The 16,859-nt window shown below is 68.7% G+C and carries 12 protein-coding genes (1 of these 12 only partly in view); 5 read left to right on the top strand and 7 right to left on the bottom strand.

All coding sequences use genetic code 11. The features are described from left to right. Window positions 1-215: 215 nt before the first annotated feature. Window positions 216-1,556: a DUF1329 domain-containing protein gene (locus tag RC1_RS17015; protein ID WP_012568687.1), complete on the top strand. Its 1,341-nt coding sequence runs from the start codon at window positions 216-218 to the stop codon at window positions 1,554-1,556. Window positions 1,557-1,798: 242 nt separating this feature from the next. Further along, entirely contained in the window at window positions 1,799-2,575 is a 777-nt protein-coding gene (locus RC1_RS17010; RefSeq protein ID WP_012568686.1) for an enoyl-CoA hydratase-related protein, read from the top strand. A 49-nt stretch (window positions 2,576-2,624) separates the two neighbouring features. Here RC1_RS17010 and RC1_RS17005 read toward each other — a convergent pair whose 3' ends face one another. The 5 genes from RC1_RS17005 to RC1_RS16980 all read right to left on the bottom strand — a co-directional run bounded on the left by RC1_RS17005 (window position 2,625) and on the right by RC1_RS16980 (window position 9,913). Next, window positions 2,625-4,190: a SpoVR family protein gene (locus tag RC1_RS17005; RefSeq protein ID WP_012568685.1), complete on the bottom strand. Its 1,566-nt coding sequence runs from the start codon at window positions 4,188-4,190 to the stop codon at window positions 2,625-2,627. Next, window positions 4,187-5,503: a YeaH/YhbH family protein gene (locus RC1_RS17000; RefSeq protein WP_012568684.1), complete on the bottom strand. Its 1,317-nt coding sequence runs from the start codon at window positions 5,501-5,503 to the stop codon at window positions 4,187-4,189. Before RC1_RS17000 ends, RC1_RS17005 begins: the two co-directional genes overlap by 4 nt. A gap of 52 nt (window positions 5,504-5,555) precedes the next feature. Further along, window positions 5,556-7,502, bottom strand: coding sequence for a PrkA family serine protein kinase (locus RC1_RS16995; protein WP_012568683.1), 1,947 nt, complete (start codon window positions 7,500-7,502; stop codon window positions 5,556-5,558). A gap of 643 nt (window positions 7,503-8,145) precedes the next feature. Beyond that, entirely contained in the window at window positions 8,146-8,892 is a 747-nt protein-coding gene (locus tag RC1_RS16985) for a phosphatase PAP2 family protein (protein ID WP_012568681.1), read from the bottom strand. An 82-nt stretch (window positions 8,893-8,974) separates the two neighbouring features. After that, window positions 8,975-9,913: a LysR substrate-binding domain-containing protein gene (locus tag RC1_RS16980; protein ID WP_012568680.1), complete on the bottom strand. Its 939-nt coding sequence runs from the start codon at window positions 9,911-9,913 to the stop codon at window positions 8,975-8,977. A 190-nt stretch (window positions 9,914-10,103) separates the two neighbouring features. Here RC1_RS16980 and RC1_RS16975 point away from each other — a divergent pair, with 190 nt between their 5' ends. Next, window positions 10,104-11,567, top strand: a complete 1,464-nt coding sequence (locus RC1_RS16975) for a catalase (protein ID WP_012568679.1) — start codon at window positions 10,104-10,106, stop codon at window positions 11,565-11,567. 507 nt (window positions 11,568-12,074) lie between these two features. On the opposite strand, the gene hemH is transcribed toward RC1_RS16975, so the two are convergent. Beyond that, complete coding sequence (gene hemH / locus RC1_RS16970) at window positions 12,075-13,226, bottom strand: ferrochelatase (RefSeq protein ID WP_012568678.1); 1,152 nt, start codon at window positions 13,224-13,226, stop codon at window positions 12,075-12,077. 69 nt (window positions 13,227-13,295) lie between these two features. Continuing rightward, a complete protein-coding gene (locus RC1_RS21880; protein WP_184446457.1) occupies window positions 13,296-13,466 on the bottom strand; it encodes a hypothetical protein in 171 nt (56 codons plus the stop codon). Between the two features lie 298 nt (window positions 13,467-13,764). On the opposite strand from RC1_RS21880, the gene RC1_RS16965 reads away from it, so the two are divergent. Both RC1_RS16965 and ngg read left to right on the top strand, forming a co-directional pair. Then, window positions 13,765-15,543: an N-acetylglutaminylglutamine amidotransferase gene (locus tag RC1_RS16965; RefSeq protein ID WP_012568675.1), complete on the top strand. Its 1,779-nt coding sequence runs from the start codon at window positions 13,765-13,767 to the stop codon at window positions 15,541-15,543. Continuing rightward, a protein-coding gene (ngg, locus tag RC1_RS16960) for an N-acetylglutaminylglutamine synthetase (RefSeq protein WP_184446455.1) crosses the window boundary here: on the top strand, window positions 15,540-16,859 show its 5' portion. Its footprint extends 507 nt past the window's final position; only the first 1,320 of its 1,827 coding nucleotides appear in the window; it begins with the start codon at window positions 15,540-15,542; its stop codon lies beyond the right edge, outside the window. The genes RC1_RS16965 and ngg overlap by 4 nt, the downstream gene beginning before the upstream one ends.

Genomic DNA, 16,859 nt, shown 5'->3' with positions numbered 1-16,859 from the left:
AGTCATCGGATGGTGCGGGACAACAGCCGGCCGGCGGCAAGGTCTCGGGGGGCGCCCCGGCGCGGGTCGCCGCTGGGTGGACAGCCCGCGAAAATCCGCGCCGGCACCGCAGCGTGGACAGGAGACGCACAAAGATGGGGATGACTTCGCGGGCAACGTGTTCAATGATCCACTGATGCGCGGCCTCAAGAGCCGCGGTGAACAGGGAGGAACCAATGACCCGTGCCAAGACCGCCCTGCTGGGCGGTGTCGTTGCTCTATGCCTTGCCTTCCCCGCCTGGTCCAAGAGTGCTGACGATCTCGGCAAGACGCTCACCCCCTTCGGGGCGCAGCGGGCCGGCAATGCCGACGGCAGCATTCCGGAATGGACCGGCGGCATCACCGCGCCGCCGCCGACCTATGTGAAGGGAACGCACCACCCCGATCCCTTCCCCGACGACAAGGTCCTGTTCACCATCACGGCACAGAACATGGACCAGTATGCGGACAAGCTGCCGGAGGGGCTGAAGGCCATGCTCCGGGCCTATCCGGATACCTACAGGCTGCCCGTCTACCCGTCGCGCCGGACCACCTCCGCCCCGCAGTTCGTCTATGACGAGACGAAGGCGAACGCCACCCGGGCCAAACTGGCCGACGGCGGCAACGGGGTGACCGGCGCCAAGATCGGCATCCCGTTCCCGCTGGCGGAAACCGGGATCGAGATGGTCTGGAACCACCTGCTGCGCTGGCGTGGCGTGGCCGGTGAAGGGATCATCGGCGTCGCCAACCCGCAGGCCGACGGGGCCTACACCCTGATCAAGGTCAAGCAGTCGGTGGACTTCGTCTACGCCTCCGAGAACGGGCCGGACGGCAACACCTCCATCTACTTCCTGGAGGAGATCCTCTCCCCCGCACGGCTGGCGGGCGAGATGCTGCTGGTCCATGACACCATCAACCAGGTGGCGGAACCGCGCTCGGCCTGGACCTACAATCCGGGCCAGCGCCGCGTGCGCCGCGCCCCGAACGTCGCCTACGACAATCCCGGTACGGCCTCGGACGGGCTGCGCACCTCCGACCAGCTCGACATGTTCAACGGCGCCCCCGACCGCTACGAGTGGACCTTTCTGGGCACCAGGGAGATGTACATCCCCTACAACTCCTACAAGATGCACAGCGCGGACGTGAAGTACACGGACATGATCAAGCCGCGCCATATCAATCAGGATCTGGCCCGCTACGAGCTGCACCGTGTGCATGTGGTCGAGGGCAAGCTGCGCCAGGGGACCAGCCACATCTATGCCCGCCGCGTCTTCTACATCGACGAGGACAGCTGGCAGATCATGGTGGCCGATCACTATGACGGCCGCGGCGAGCTGTGGCGCGTGGGGGAGATGCACGCGATCAACTACTACGAGGTCCCGACCTTCTGGCAGACCGTGGTCACCAGCTACGATCTCCAGTCCGGCCGCTACTGGGCCTTCGGGCTGGACAACGAGGATCAGGTCTTCTCGCTGGACAAGCGCTTCACCAAGTCGGACTTCTCGCCCGACTCGCTGCGCCGGGCGGGCATCCGTTGAGATCAGAGGTCGCTGGACCCCGAGACCGCTGAGGTCAGAGGGGCCACTGGGATCAGAGGCAGGAGCCGCAACCTCGCGGGCGGCCGGACAACCGGCCGCCCGTCTCTTTTCCCACCTCTGCACGGGCCCGCACCGCAGGGCGGATCGCCCGGCCTGGCGGGCACCGGCCGACGCGGAACGGGCTTGACGCCCCCGCCGGGCCTGCGGCCTCCTCTGCGCGAAGCAAGGGAGGAAACCGCCGAATGACCACCGTGACGTCCGCCACCGGGCATGTGCGTGTCGAGGATGCCGACGGCATCCGCAGCATCACCCTGAACCGCCCGGACAAGCGCAACGCGCTGACCGTGGAGATGTACGAAACCCTGGCCGCGGCCCTGGCCGGTGCCGACAGCGCCGAGGGCGTGCGGGTGGTGCTGATCGCCGGCGCCGGCGGCGCCTTCACCGGCGGCAACGACCTGAAGGACTTCCTGAACAACCCGCCGATCGCGGAGGACAGCGCCGTCTCCCGCTTCCTCCAGGCCATCGCCACCTGCGCCGTGCCGATCGTGGCCGCGGTGGAGGGGCCGGCCGTGGGCGTCGGCACGACGATGCTGCTGCACTGCGATCTGGTCTACGCCACGCCGGACGCCCGGCTGCACCTGCCCTTCATCGACCTGGGTCTGGTGCCGGAGGCGGGCAGCAGCCTGTTGCTGCCGAAGCTGATCGGCCACCAGCGGGCGGCGCAGATGCTGATGCTGGGCGAGCCGCTGAGCGGCGAGCAGGCGGCAGCGGTCGGGCTGGTCAACGCCGTGGTCCCGTCGGGGGACCTGCTGGCGACCGCCCGCGCCAAGGCCGCGGCACTGGCCGCGAAGCCGCCCGGTGCGCTGCGCCGGACCAAGGCGCTGATGCGCGCGCACGACCGCGACGCCGTGCTGGCGACCATGGCCACGGAAGGGCGCATCTTCGGTGAACTGCTGCGCTCCCCGGAAGCGGTCGCCGCCTTCCAGGCCTTCTTCATGAAGGCCGCCGCGAAGGGCTGATCGACCCGCCGGCCCCGTCCCGGGTGGACGGCGGCCGGCGGCAGTCGCATCAGGCCCCGACGGTGGCCTGCCCGATGATGGTGCGGGGGCCGACCGTGTGCTTCTTCAGCCGCGCCCCGCTGGCGCTGTCGATCTCCTCCAGCACCACCTCGTAGCCCCAGAGGTCGGCAAGGTGCTGGAGGACGGCGCGGGCATCGTCCTCGTCCAGCACGACCTGGTTCATCGCCCGGTGCTCCAGCACCAGCTTGCGGTCGCCGGACAGGTCCACGTCCACGATCTGGAGATCGGCCTCCGCCCAGGCGATATCGTACTGCCGCGCCAGGGACTTGCGGATTTCCCGGTACCCCCGCTCGTTGTGGATCGCCTCCACCACCATGGTCGGTTCGCGGGCATTGTCCTGCACATGGAAGAGCTTCAGCTTCCGGATCAGGGCCGGGCTGAGGTACTGGAGCACGAAGCTCTCGTCGCGGAAGTTGGCCCAGGCGTCGCGCAGCACGGCCATGGCGTCGCCGTGGCCGGCGAAGTCCGGGAACCACTCGCGGTCCTCGGCCGTGGGGGCGGTGGCGATGCGCTCGATGTCCTGCATCATGGCGAAGCCCAGCGCATAGGGATTGATGCCGCCATAGCGCGGGTCGTCGAACTCGGGCTGGAAGATCACGTTGGTGTGGGAGTGCAGCACCTCCAGCCAGGCGCCGTCCGTGATCAGCCCGCGCTCATGCATCAGGCCCAGGATGCGGTAGTGGCAGTAGGTGGCACAGCCCTCGTTCATCACCTTGGTCTGGCGCTGCGGGTAGAAATACTGCGACAGATGGCGGACGATGCGCAGCAGCTCCCGCTGCCAGGATTGCAGCCGCGGCGCCCGCTTCTCCAGGAAATAGAGGATGTTCTCTTCCGGCAGGCCGAGCAGGGCGCGGCGCCGGTCGCGGTCGCTGAAGGGGCTGAAGGTATCGGCCTTGGCGGGCACCGTCCGCCAGAGGTCGTTGAACATCCGCTCCTCGTGCTCGCGCCGTTCCTTCTGGCGCTTCTCCTCCAGCCGGAGATCCAGAGCGCGGCGCCGCGGATAGCGGTGGACGCCGTGGTTCATCAGGGCGTGCGCGGCGTCCAGCACCCGCTCCACCGCCGTCAGACCGTAGCGTTCCTCGCAGCGGGAGACATACTCCTTGGCGAAGCTGAGATAATCCAGGATGCCGTCGGCATCCGTCCACTGCTTGAACAGATAGTTGTTCTTGAAGAAGTGGTTATGCCCGAACGCGGCGTGCGCGATGACCAGCGCCTGCATCGTCATGGTGTTCTCTTCCATGATGTAGCTGATGCAGGGGTTGGAATTGATGACGATCTCATAGGCCAGACCGCGCAGGCCCTTGCGGTACAGCACCTCATCGCGGGCGAAGTGCTTGCCGAACGACCAGTGCCGGTAGAGCAGCGGCATGCCGATGGAGGAATAGGCGTCCAGCATCTGCTCGGACGTGATGACCTCGATCTGGTTCGGATAGATGTCGAGACCCAGGTCCTTCAGCCCCACTTCCTCGATGGCGGCGAAGACGGTGTGCAGCCGGTCGAAATCCCAGTCTGCGCCCTCATACAGCGGGCGGACGGCCAGATCGGTGGTGGTCATGCGGACACTCCCGTGGCGGCCTGATCGCGGGCGAACAATTCGCGGAAGACGGGGTAGATCTCGCGCCGGTGGCGCACCCGCTTCATCGCGAAGGGGCCACCGGACTGTTGCAGGCCCTTGTAGGTCTGCCAGAGGTCGGACTCGCGGCCGGAGGAGCTGAAGCTCACCGGCACCATCTCGGGATCGGAACCGACCTCGATATAGGCATAGTACTGGCAGAGCGGCAGGATCTCCTCGGACAGGAGATGCAGGGTGCGGGCGTTGTCGTAGCTGGTGTTGTCGCCGTCCGACGCCTGCGCGGCATAGATGTTCCAGTCGTCCGGCGGGTAGCGCTCGCGCAGCACCCGCAGCATCTCCTCCAGCGCGGTGGAGACGACGGTGCCGCCCGTCTCCGTGCTGTAGAAGAAGGTGTCCTCGTCCACCTCCTGCGCCCGGTGCGTATGGCGGATGAAGACCACCTCCACGTTCTTGTAGCGGCGGGTCAGGAACAGGTAGAGCAGCATGAAGAAGCGCTTCGCCAGATCCTTCATGTGCTCGGTCATGGAGCCCGAGACATCCATCAGGCAGAACATCACCGCCTGCGCCACCGGCTTCGGCGTCGCCTGGAAGCGGTTGTAGCGGACGTCGATCGGGTCGATGTAGGGGATGCGCTGGCTGCGCCGGAGCAGCAGCTCCAGCTCCGCGCGCAGCGTGGACAGGGCCTCGGCGTCATGGCTGTCCGCGCGTTCCAGCGCGTCGATCTCCTCGCGCAGGCGCTGCACCTCGTCGGCTTTGGGGCGCTTCAGCGCGATCCGGCGCGACAGGCTGTTGCGCATGGTGCGCACGAGGTTGAGGTTGGCCGGCGAGCCGGTGACCGAATAGCCCGCCCGGCTCCAGGAATAATCCTCGATGGTGGCCAGCTTGCGCTTGGCCAGATCGGGCAGTTCCAGGTCCTCCAGGAACATGTCAATGAATTCCTCGCGGCTGAGGACGAAGCGGAACTCGTCCTCGCCCTCCCCGTCGGGGCTGCCCTCGCGCCCGCCCCGCCCCCCGCCGGAGGGGGGCCGGGGAATCCGGTCGCCTTCGATGAAGTCCTTGTTGCCCGGCACCACCACGTCGCGGATGCCGCCCGACGAGGCCCGGTGGAAGGTCGGCTCCTTCACCCCGTCCGGGGCGATGGTCACGTCGCCGCCCGTGTCGATGTCCCGGATGCGGCGCTTGCCCGAAGCATCCCGCACCGCGCGCATGACCTGGGCCTTGGCACGGCGGAGGAAGCGCTGGCGGTTGGCCAGGCTCTTGCCCTTCGGGTTCAGCCGCCGGTCGATGATGTTCATCACGTGGGTCGCCCCCAAGAGTTCGGGTAAGGCGTGCCGCCGCCGGCCGCCGTCAGCCTGCCTGCTTCACGCGCATGTACCATTCCACCAGACGGCGCACCTGGCGCTCCGTGTAGCCCCGGCGGGTCATCCGGGACAGGAACTCCGTGTGCTTCTTCTCGGTATCGCTGTCCTTCTTGCTGCCGAAGCTGATCACCGGCAGCAGTTCCTCGACCTGGCTGAACATCCGCTTCTCGATGACGTCGCGGAGCTTCTCGTAGCTGGTCCAGGGCGGGTTGCGGCCGCCGTTGGCGGCGCGGGCGCGCAGGACGAACTTCACGACCTCGTTGCGGAAGTCCTTCGGGTTGGCGATCCCGGCCGGCTTCTCGATCTTCGTCAGCTCCTGGTTCAGCAGGTCGCGGTTCAGGAGCTGGCCCGTATCGGGGTCCTTGAAGTCCTGGTCCTCGATCCAGGCGTCGGCGTAATCGACATAGCGGTCGAACAGGTTCTGGCCATAGTCGTGGTAGGATTCCAGATAGGCCTTCTGGATCTCGTTGCCGATGAACTCGGCATAGCGCGGCGCCAGCTCCGCCTTGATGAACTCGACATAGCGCTTCTCGGTCTCATCCGGGAACTGCTCGCGCCGGATGGCCTGTTCCAGCACGTACATGAGATGCACCGGATCGGCCGCGACCTCGTTGTTGTCGTAGTTGAAGGTGGAGGCCAGGACCTTGAAGGCGAAACGGGTGGAGACGCCGGTCATGCCCTCGTCCACGCCGGCGGCGTCCTTGTATTCCTGCAAGGTCTTCGCCTTCGGATCCGTCTCCTTCAGGCTCTCGCCGTCATAGATGCGCATCTTCGAGAACAGGTTGGAGTTCTCATGCTCACGCAGGCGGGACAGCACGGTGAAGCGGGCCAGCATCTCCAGCGTGGCCGGGGCGCAGGGCGCCGCCGCCAGTTCGGAGCCGCGGATCAGCTTCTCGTAGATGCGCTGCTCCTCCGTCACCCGCAGGCAGTACGGGACCTTGATGACGCAGATGCGGTCGATGAAGGCTTCGTTGTTCTTGTTGTTCTTGAAGCTCTGCCACTCGGCCTCGTTCGAGTGCGCCATGATGATGCCCTGGTAGGGCAGCGCCCCGATGTTCTCGGTGCCGATGTAGTTGCCTTCCTGGGTCGCCGTCAGCAGCGGGTGCAGCATCTTGATCGGCGCCTTGAACATCTCGACGAACTCCAGGATGCCCTGGTTCGCCCGGTTCAGGCCGCCGGAGTAGCTGTAGGCGTCGGGATCGTTCTGCGGGTACAGCTCCAGCTTCCGGATATCGACCTTGCCGACCAGCGAAGAGATGTCCTGGTTGTTCTCGTCGCCCGGTTCGGTCTTCGACACTGCGATCTGGCGCAGCCGCGACGGGCGCAGCTTCACGACCTTGAAGCGGCGGATGTCGCCGTCGAACTCGTCCAGCCGCTTGATCGCCCACGGGCTCATCAGCCCGGTCAGGCGGCGGCGCGGGATGCCGTAGCGTTCCTCCAGCACCGCCCCCATCTGCGAGGGGTCGAACAGCCCCAGGGGGCTTTCGAACACGGGGCTGACCTGATCGCCGGCTTTCAGCACATAGATCGGGCATTCCTCCATCAGCGCCTTCAGCCGCTCCGCCATGGAGGATTTGCCGCCGCCGACGGGGCCGAGCAGGTAGAGGATCTGCTTGCGTTCCTCCAGCCCCTGGGCGGCATGGCGGAAGAAGCCGACGATGCGCTCGATCGTCTCCTCCATGCCGTAGAATTCGGAGAAGGCTGGATAGATCTTGATCGTGCGGTTCATGAAGATGCGCGCCATGCGCGCGTCGCGCGACGTATCGACCACTTCGGGCTCGCCGATCGCCTCCAGTATGCGTTCGGCGGCGGTGGCGAACATCATCGGGTCGTCGCGGCATCCTTCGAGATATTCAATGAGCGACATCTCGACGTCGCGTCTGGTCTCGTAGGTCTGGGAATAGCTCCTGAACAGGTCTTCGGCCGGGCTCATGGGCACTCTCCTCTAGGCGGGCGTGTCGCGGAGGTATCCGTCGGGGGCCGTCCTGTGGACGTCGCGGCTCCTGCTTTGCATCGGCCGGGCCGGACCGGACGCCGGGCCAGAGAGGACGCCGGGACGTCCGGGTCCTGGCCGGTCCAGGCGCGGCACGTCCCGTCCCTCTGTCTGGACAACGACGGCAACCCCGGGAGGTTCGCGGTCTCCTGGATAAAAACGGTGCAGCCTGCCCGGCGGACTACCGGGGCCCGGAATTCGGATGGGCACCGCGGATCGCGCCGCTCATGGCACGCTCCGATCGGTCCGGTCCCCCCGCGGGGACGGCGTGGCTCTCCTGGGTCTTCCGTTTCCGGCACCGGACCAGCCTCCCGTGTCTGCACGACACCATGTTGCCGGGGGATGGTTAAGGAAGCAGAACTGTTCCGCCCTCCGGCCTGACCGCATGCATGATCGTGCGCAGTACATGATGGCGAAGTGGGGGCACCGGCGCAGCCCGGCAAGCGGCGGCGGCTCCCCCGCCCCTGCCGAATCCCGGCCGCCGCGTCATTTCCGCCGCACCGGCGCCGGGTTGTCCCGAGCCGCGATGCCCCCGCGAACGAGGCCGCGACTCGGGCCTTGGCGCTGCCGTCTGGGGCTGCCGTCAGGGACTGTCGTCGGGCAGGGTGGCGGGTGTCGGCTCCACCGTGCCGCGCCGCTGGAGCAGCAGCGCCACCGTCCAGCACAGCATGGCCCAGGCCGCCCCGATGCACCAGCCGGCCAGCACGTCGCTGGGCCAGTGGACGCCCAGATAGACCCGGCTGACGCCGACCATGCCGGCGATCAGGACGGCGACACCCAGGAAGAAGGCCTTCAGCCGCCGGCGCGGCTGCAACCGGGCCAGCAGCGTCCCCAGCGTCAGATAGGTGACGGCGGACAGCAGGGCATGGCCGCTGGGGAAGCTGGCGGTGAAGACCTCCATCCCGTGGGGCACGAGGTCGGGCCGCGGCCGGTCGAAGCCCAGCTTCAGGGTCGTGCTGAGCAGCATGCCCCCCAGCACCGAGACCAGCAGCAGGACCGCCGCCGCCCGCTTGCGCACCAGCAGCAGGTACAGGGTCGATCCGGCCGTCACCAGTGTCAGGACGGCGTTGCCGCCCAGGGCGGTGATGTCGCGCCCGACCTCATGCAGCCAGGATGGTCCCAGCGGCACCGCCGGGTCGGCCGGGTCGCGCAGAGCCAGCATCAGGGCGCGGTCGATGGCGTGGGTCTCCCCCTCCTGCACGGACTCCGCCACCTCCAGGAACAGCAGCAGCGTCGCCGCCGCGATCAGCACGGCAGCCAGCAGCACGATCTCGCGGCGGGCCAGATCGATCAGGCGGCCCGAGGGGGACAGGACGGGAAGCAGGGGCATGGTCGGCACGGACGGCAGCGGGGAGACACAGGCATCATAACCCCACCGGAGGGGAGTCGGACCGGCTCCGGCCGGCGGCGCGTCAGTCCCGGGCCAGGGCGTGGCTGCTCACGCAGTCCTCGGGACTGCCGTCCGCAAGGTCCGCCGGGACCACGCTGCGCACCAGCTCCGCCAGGGCGTCCAGCGCCTTCTGGCGCGGGAAGGTCGGCCGCCAGACCAGCCGCACGGTGCGGCAGGCCCCGAAAGAATCCACCGGCCGCAGCACCAGCCCGCGGCGCTCCAGCCCCGGTGCCGCCAGGGCCGGGACCAGGGTGCAGCCATAGCCCGCGGACACCATGCTGACCAGCGTGTCCAGGCTGGCAGCGCGCAGATCGTCGCCGCCCGGCGGCGGCGCCCCGCAGACGCCCAGCGCCTGTTCGCGCAGACAGTGGCCGTCCGCCAGCACCAGCATGTCGGCCCGCTGCAGGTCGTCCTCCGACACCCAGTCGCGCGCCGCCAGCGGATGCCCCGTCGGCACGGCCGCCAGGAAGGGCTCGACGAACAGGTCAACCCCGATCAGGTCCTCGCCGTCGGTGCCGGTGGCGATCAGGGCGGCGTCCAGCTCGTGCCGGCGCAGCCGCTCGATCAGATTGGCGGTCAGGTCCTCCCACAGGACCAGGGTCAGGCCCGGATGGCGCTGGCGCAGCTCCGGCAGCACCAGCGGCATCAGATAGGGCGACAGGGTCGGGATCACGCCCAGGCGCAGCGGCCCCGCAAGGGGATCGCGGGCGGCGCGGGCCAGCGCCTCGATCGCGTCCGCCTGCTCCAGCGCGGCGCGCGCATGGCGCACCACCTGCTGGCCCAGCGCGGTGGGGACCACCCATTTGCTGGTGCGCTCGAACAGGGGCGCGCCCAGCCGGTCTTCCAGCTTGCGGAGCTGACCGCTCAGCGTCGGCTGGCTGACATGGCAGGCCTCCGACGCCCGGCCGAAATGGCGATGCTCGGCGATCGCCACGACATAGCGGAGATCACGCAGATTCACGAAACCCGTTCCGTCCCACCATTACCCGAAGGCCGACAGCATATTCGATAGGCAGGAACTATCGCAACAATCCCAACTATCGATTTCCCGGTAGGCGCCGTCTCCCTTAGCCTTTCTCCAACGCCACACGCCACAACGCCACACTCCATTTCGCCACAGGCGCAACCGCAGAACCACAGGGAGAACGGCCATGAGCACGACGCGGCTGACCACGACCGCCGGCGCCCCCGTCGCCGACAATCAGAACAGCCTCACCGCGGGTCCGCGCGGCCCCGTCCTGATGCAGGACTGGCAGCTCATCGAGAAGCTGGCGCATCAGAACCGCGAGCGCATCCCCGAGCGGGTGGTGCATGCCAAGGGCTGGGGCGCTTTCGGCACCTTCACCGTCACCAACGACGTCAGCCGCTACACCCGTGCCCGCATCTTCGACAGCGTGGGCAAGACGACGCCGATGCTGGCGCGCTTCTCCACCGTCGCCGGTGAGCAGGGCGCCGCGGATGCCGAGCGCGACGTGCGCGGCTTCGCCCTCAAATTCTACACCGAGGAGGGCAACTGGGACCTGGTGGGCAACAACACGCCGGTCTTCTTCGTCCGCGATCCGCTGAAGTTCCCGGATTTCATCCACACCCAGAAGCGGCATCCGCAGACCAACCTGCGCAGCCCGACGGCGATGTGGGATTTCTGGTCGCTCAGCCCGGAGAGCCTGCACCAGCTCACCATCCTGTTCAGCGACCGCGGCCTGCCCCCCAGCCCCCGCTTCATGAACGGCTACGGCAGCCACACCTACAGCTTCTGGAACGCGGACGGCGAGCGGTTCTGGGTGAAGTTCCACTTCAAGACCCGGCAGGGCCACCGCTTCCTGACGAACGAGGAGTCGGCCGAGGTGATCGGCAGAAGCCGCGAGACCTACCAGGAAGACCTGTTCGGCGCCATCGCCGGCGGCGACTTCCCGCGCTGGACGCTGTTCGTGCAGGTCATGCCGGAGATGGACGCGGAGAAGACGCCCTATAACCCGTTCGATCTGACCAAGGTCTGGCCGCATGCCGACTATCCGCTGATCGAGGTCGGCGTGATGGAGCTGAACCGGAACGCGGAGAACTATTTCGCGGAGATCGAGCAGGCCGCCTTCAGCCCGTCGAACATCGTGCCCGGCATCGGCTTCAGCCCGGACCGGATGCTCCAGGCCCGCATCTTCTCCTACGCCGACGCGCACCGCTACCGGCTGGGCACGCATTACGAGGCGCTGCCGGTCAACGCGCCGCGCTGCCCCGTCCACCACTACCACAAGGACGGCGCGATGCGGTTCTTCCGCAACGATCCGGGCAACCCCGACGCCTTCTACGAGCCGAACAGCTTCAACGGCCCGGCCCAGGACCCGTCGGTGGCGGAGCCGCCGCTCCGCCTCGTGGGCGACGCCGACCGCTGGAGCCACCGCGAGGGCAACGACGACTACACCCAGCCCGCCGCACTCTTCCGCCTGTTCACGCCCGACCAGAAGGAGCGGCTGTTCAGGAACATCGCCGCCGCCATGGCGGGCGTTCCGGACTTCATCATCGAGCGCCAGCTCGGCCATTTCGACCGCGTCGATCCGGCCTACGGCGCCGGCGTCCGCCGCGCCCTCGGCCGCTCGACGGCCCCGATGGCGGCGGAGTGATCCGGCCCGTCACCAGCAGGGGAGGAAACGGCCCGCCAGAGGCCGCCCGATAAAGAGTTCATCGTCAGGCATTGGTCAGTATCAGGCATTGGGTTGAGAGACGGGGGACCGGCAGCAGCGCCGGTCCCCTTTCGCTTTTGCAGCCCCCGGGACCGGACCGGCGCCATGGCTCCGCGGGCAGACGGCCTTTTGCCCCTTCAAACTCCATCCCGCTCCTTCCTGCCCCGTCTCATCCTGTCCTGGCGGTGCCTGCCGCAGCGGAGGCAGGGCAGAGCCGATCCAGGGAGCGATGGTCGTCAAGAAGACTTCCGAAGGGATGCGAGGGGGGCGTGTCCGCGGAGGGCGCCTGCGCCCCTCCCGGGACCAGGCTGGCCAGCCCCCCGACAGGTGGGCGCCGGGCAGGTCCCCGGGGATCGGGCTCGCCGCTGTCCGGTGGCAGACAGCACAACGCCCTCCCCCGCGAGGGGAAGGGCGTCGGGCCGGGATCGGAAGGGACGCGGAGGAGCGTCAGCCGTGGGCGGCGCGCAAGGGTCGCGGCAGGGCCTGGGCGGGCACGGGATGGACCACCGGATGGTGGGCCGCCTGACGCGCCGCGGGCAGCCAGCCGGACAGCTCCCGCTCCACGATGCCCTTCAGCATCTCGATATGGTCCGGATGGGCGTTAAGGCAGGGAACGAAGGAGAAAGCCTCCCCGCCATGCTCCAGGAACAGCTCCCGGTTCTCACCGTCCAGCTCCTCCAGCGTCTCGACGCAGTCGGCCGCGAAGCCGGGAGCGATCACGGCCAGCCGCTTCACCCCCTCCTCCGCCAGAGCCGTCACCGTCGCGTCGGTGTAGGGCTTCAGCCACTCGGTCCGGCCGAAACGGGACTGGAAGCTGTGGCGCACCCGCGTCTCCGGCCAGCCCAGCCGCTCCCGCAGCAGGCGCGCCGTCTTCAGGCAGAAGCAGTAGTACGGGTCGCCCAGTTCCAGGTTGCGCTCGGGCAGGCCGTGGAAGGAGACCAGCAGCATGTCCGGCACCCACGGCAGCTCTGTCAGATGCCGCTCCACCGAGCGCGCCAGCGCGTCGATGTAGGCGGGATCGTCGTGATAGCTGGGCACCGTGCGGATGGCCGGCTGCCAGCGCATGGACATGAGCTTGCGGAAAGCCTGATCGCAGGCCGTCGCCGTGGTCGTGGCGCTGTACTGCGGGTAGAGCGGGAACAGCAGGATGCGGTCACAGCCTGCGTCCTTCAGCCGCTGCACCGCCGGCTGGATGGCCGGCTGGCCGTAGCGCATGGCCCAGTCCACCACCACCGTCTCCCCGTACTGCGCCTGGATGGCGGCGCGCAGGCCGTCGGCCTGATCGCGGGTGATGGTCTTGAGCGGGGATTCGTTGCGCTCCCGGTTCCAGATGGAGGCGTAGGCCTTGCCGCTCTTCTGCGGGCGGGTGGTCAGGACCAGCGTCTGGAGCAGCGGCTGCCAGATCAGCTTCGGGATCTCGATGACCCGCGGATCGGACAGGAATTCCTTGAGATAGCGCCGCATCGACCAGTAGTCGGTGCCCTCCGGCGTGCCGAGGTTCAGCAGCAGGACGCCGATACGGCGGGCCGGCACGGTCACATGACCGGGCGGGCGGTGCCGGGTTTCGGCGGCGGTGGGGTGGGTGCGGAGATCGGCCATGGTCCTGATTCTATCCGAGGACCGTTCAGAGATTGGGCATTCCCGCGGAAAAGCAAGAGTATCCATCGGTCAGGTCCTCCGCGCCGCAGCCAGCAAGGCCCGGCGGTGACGCTGCACCCGCATCAGCAGGGCCGGCGGGGCATCGCCATGAATGAGAAGGCGCTCGCCGGTGACCTCGAGTCGGACCCCGGCGGTCTCCAGTCGGTCGATCAGCTCGCGGACTTGCTTGCGCGGTGACATGGCTGCATTGCCCCTGGCGGTTATCCACCCCATCAGCCTACCGGGACCCGGATCAAGGGTGAAATCGATTGTCACGATCCCTGTAATCGTTTCCGCCTATCGTTTGCACCTTTCGGGGCACAAATCCGACTTTCGGCTGTTTCTTCCCCGGCGCGGCACCGCCTCCGGACGGCCGCATCGGTCGGCAGGCTCCCGGCTGAACCGTCCTGAGGCCGTTCCGCGTCACGAGCCAGACCATGCCGGCGCCCAGAACGCCGCCATGGTCCGTTTCTGGAACCGGCCGGGGAACTGACCGCCGATGTGTGGAATAAGTGGGGAGATCCGGGGCGCCGACGCGGGGCCTCCGAACGTGACAGCCGTTGCCGCCATGAGCGGCCGGATGACGGACCGGGGGCCGGACGGCCACGGCCTTCATGTGCAGGGGCGCGCCGCCCTGGGGCACCGGCGCCTGAAGATCATCGATCTGTCCGAGGCGTCGCAGCAACCGATGGTGGACCCGGAACTGGGGCTCGCCATCGTCTTCAACGGCTGCATCTACAACCATGCCGACCTGCGCGCCGAACTGGAGGCGAAGGGATACCGCTTCTTCTCCAAGGGCGACACCGAAGTCCTGGTGAAGGCGTATCACGCCTGGGGCGACCGCTTCGTCGAGCGGCTGCACGGCATGTTCGCCTTCGCCATCGTGGAACGCGACAGCGGCCGTGCCGTCCTGGGACGCGACCGGCTGGGCATCAAACCGCTCTACTGGGCGGAGGTGGACGGCGCCTTCCGCTTCGCCTCCACCCTGCCGGCCCTGCTGGCGGGCGGCGGGATCGACACCGCCGTCGATCCGGTGGCGTTGCAGCACTACATGAGCTTCCATGCCGTCGTGCCGGCGCCCCGCACCATCCTGAAGGGCGTGCGCAAGCTGCCGCCGGCCACCCTGCTGACGCTGGAGCCCGATGGCTCCCGGCGGGAGACGCCGTACTGGTCGCTGACCTTCGGCCCGCACGACGGGGATGCCCGACGCAGCGCGGCCGAGTGGCAGGAGGCGGTGCTGGACGCCCTGCGCACGGCGGTGCGCCGCCGCACGGTGGCGGACGTGCCGGTGGGGGTGCTGCTGTCCGGCGGGCTGGACAGCTCCCTCATCACCGCACTGCTGGCCGAACAGGGCCAGACCGGCCTCAAGACCTTCTCCATCGGGTTTGAGAGCGTCGGCGGCGAGGCCGGTGACGAGTTCCAGTATTCCGACATCGTGGCCCGGCGCTTCGGCACCGACCACACCCGCCTGTTCGTGGACAGCGCCGAGGCCCTGCCCGCGCTGACCGACTGCGTCCGCGCCATGGCCGAGCCGATGGTCAGTCACGACTGCATCGGCTTCTTCCTGCTGTCCCGCGAGGTCGCCCGCCACGTGAAGGTGGTGCAGTCCGGCCAGGGGGCGGACGAGGTGTTCGGCGGCTATCACTGGTATCCGCCGCTGCTGGAGAGCCGCGACGCGGTGGACGACTATGCGCGCGTCTTCTTCGACCGCGACCGGGCGGAGATGGCCGACATCCTGTCCCCCGGCCTGCTGTCCGGGGAGGACGAGGCGCGGGCCTTCGTCGCCGCGCACTTCGCCCGGCCCGGCGCCGAGCGTCCCGTGGACAAGGCGCTGCGCCTGGACACCACGGTGATGCTGGTGGACGACCCGGTGAAGCGGGTGGACACCATGACCATGGCGGCCGGGCTGGAGGCGCGCGTCCCCTTCCTGGACCACGAACTGGTGGAACTGGCCGCCCGCATCCCGGCCGAACTGAAGCTGGCCGGTGGCGGCAAGCATGTGCTGAAGGAGGCGGCCCGGCGCGTCCTTCCGGCCGAGGTGATCGACCGGCCCAAGGGCTATTTCCCCGTTCCGGCGCTGAAGTACCTGCGCGGCCCCTTCCTGGAACGGGTGCGCGATCTGGCGACGGGGGAACGGGCGCGGCGGCGCGGCCTGTTCAATCCGGCCCATGTCGAGCGCCTGCTGGCCGATCCCGAAGCCCATCTCACGCCCTTGCGCGGATCGAAGCTCTGGCAGGTCGCCCTGCTGGAATTCTGGTTCCAGGAGCATGGCCTATGAGTGTCCTGCGGATGCCCGGGACCGATGTCCCGCCCCCCTCGCCCCCGTCGCTGTCGCCCTCTGCCGCCCGCCCCGCCGCCGGCGCCCGGCCGGCTGGGGACGAGGCATCCCCGGCCGCGACCGCACCCGAGGATGCCCGCGCCGAAGCCTGGATCGACTGCGGCTGGGGGCGGCTGGTCTTCGCCCAGACCTTCACCGACCTGGACCGGCTGGTCCGCTGCCTGCGCGCGGAGGAGCCGGGCAAGCGCGACATCGCGCTCTACCTCCAGGACCCGCATGTGGCGCTGGCGCTGGCGCCGCAGGAGCTGTTCCTCGACCCCTCGCACACCTTCCGGCTGGATCTCGGCCCCGGCATGCCGGAGGAGCGCCGCCCGCCCGGCTGCGCCCTCCGCCCCCTGGAGACCGCCGCGGAGGCCGAGGCCGTCGCCCGCATCCATGCCAGCCGCGGCATGGTGGCGCCATCGCCGGCGTTCCTGCTGGAGGCCCGGCACAGCCCGCGATCCCGGAACGGAGGCGCGCTGCTGCATCTGGTGGCGCTGGACGATGCGACCGGGCAGGTGCTCGGCTGCGTCACCGGCGTGGACCATCACGGCGCCTTCGCCGATCCGGAGAACGGCAGTTCCCTCTGGTGCCTGGCCGTCGATCCCCAGGCCTCGCTGCCCGGCATCGGCGAGGGGCTGGTGCGCGGGCTGGCGGCGCGGTTCCGGGAGCGCGGCCGGTCCTTCATGGATCTGTCCGTCCTGCATGACAACGAGCACGCCATCGCACTCTACGAGAAGCTGGGATTCCGCCGCATCCCGGCCTTCGCCGTGAAGACGCGCAGCCCGATCAACGAGCCGCTGTTCATCGGTCCCGCCTGCGACGGGGAGGACCGGCTGAACCCCTATGCCGGGATCATCGTGCGCGAGGCGCGCCGGCGGGGGATCGGGGTCGAGGTCCTGGACGCCGAGGCGGGCTATGTCAGCCTGACCGCCGGGGGCCGCAGCATCGTCTGCCGCGAATCCCTGAGCGAGTTGACCAGCGCCGTCGCCATGAGCCGCTGCGACGACAAGGCGGTGACCCGGCGCGTCCTGGCCCGCGCCGGCCTGTCGGTGCCGGCGCAGCAGGTGGCAGGCGATGCGGGCGCCGATGCCGCCTTCCTGGCCCGGTACGGCCGCATCGTCGTGAAGCCGGCCCGCGGTGAACAGGGGCGCGGCATCACCGTGGACGTGCGCGACCCGGGCGCCATGACCCGCGCCATCGAGGAGGCCCGGCGGCAGGATGCGACCGTGCTGCTGGAGGAGTTCGTCGAGGGGCAGGATCTGCGCATCGTCGTC

It is taken from the genome of Rhodospirillum centenum SW (assembly GCF_000016185.1).
Classification (GTDB): Bacteria; Pseudomonadota; Alphaproteobacteria; order Azospirillales; family Azospirillaceae; genus Rhodocista; species Rhodocista centena.
This window is presented reverse-complemented; position numbering and strand designations above follow the sequence as displayed.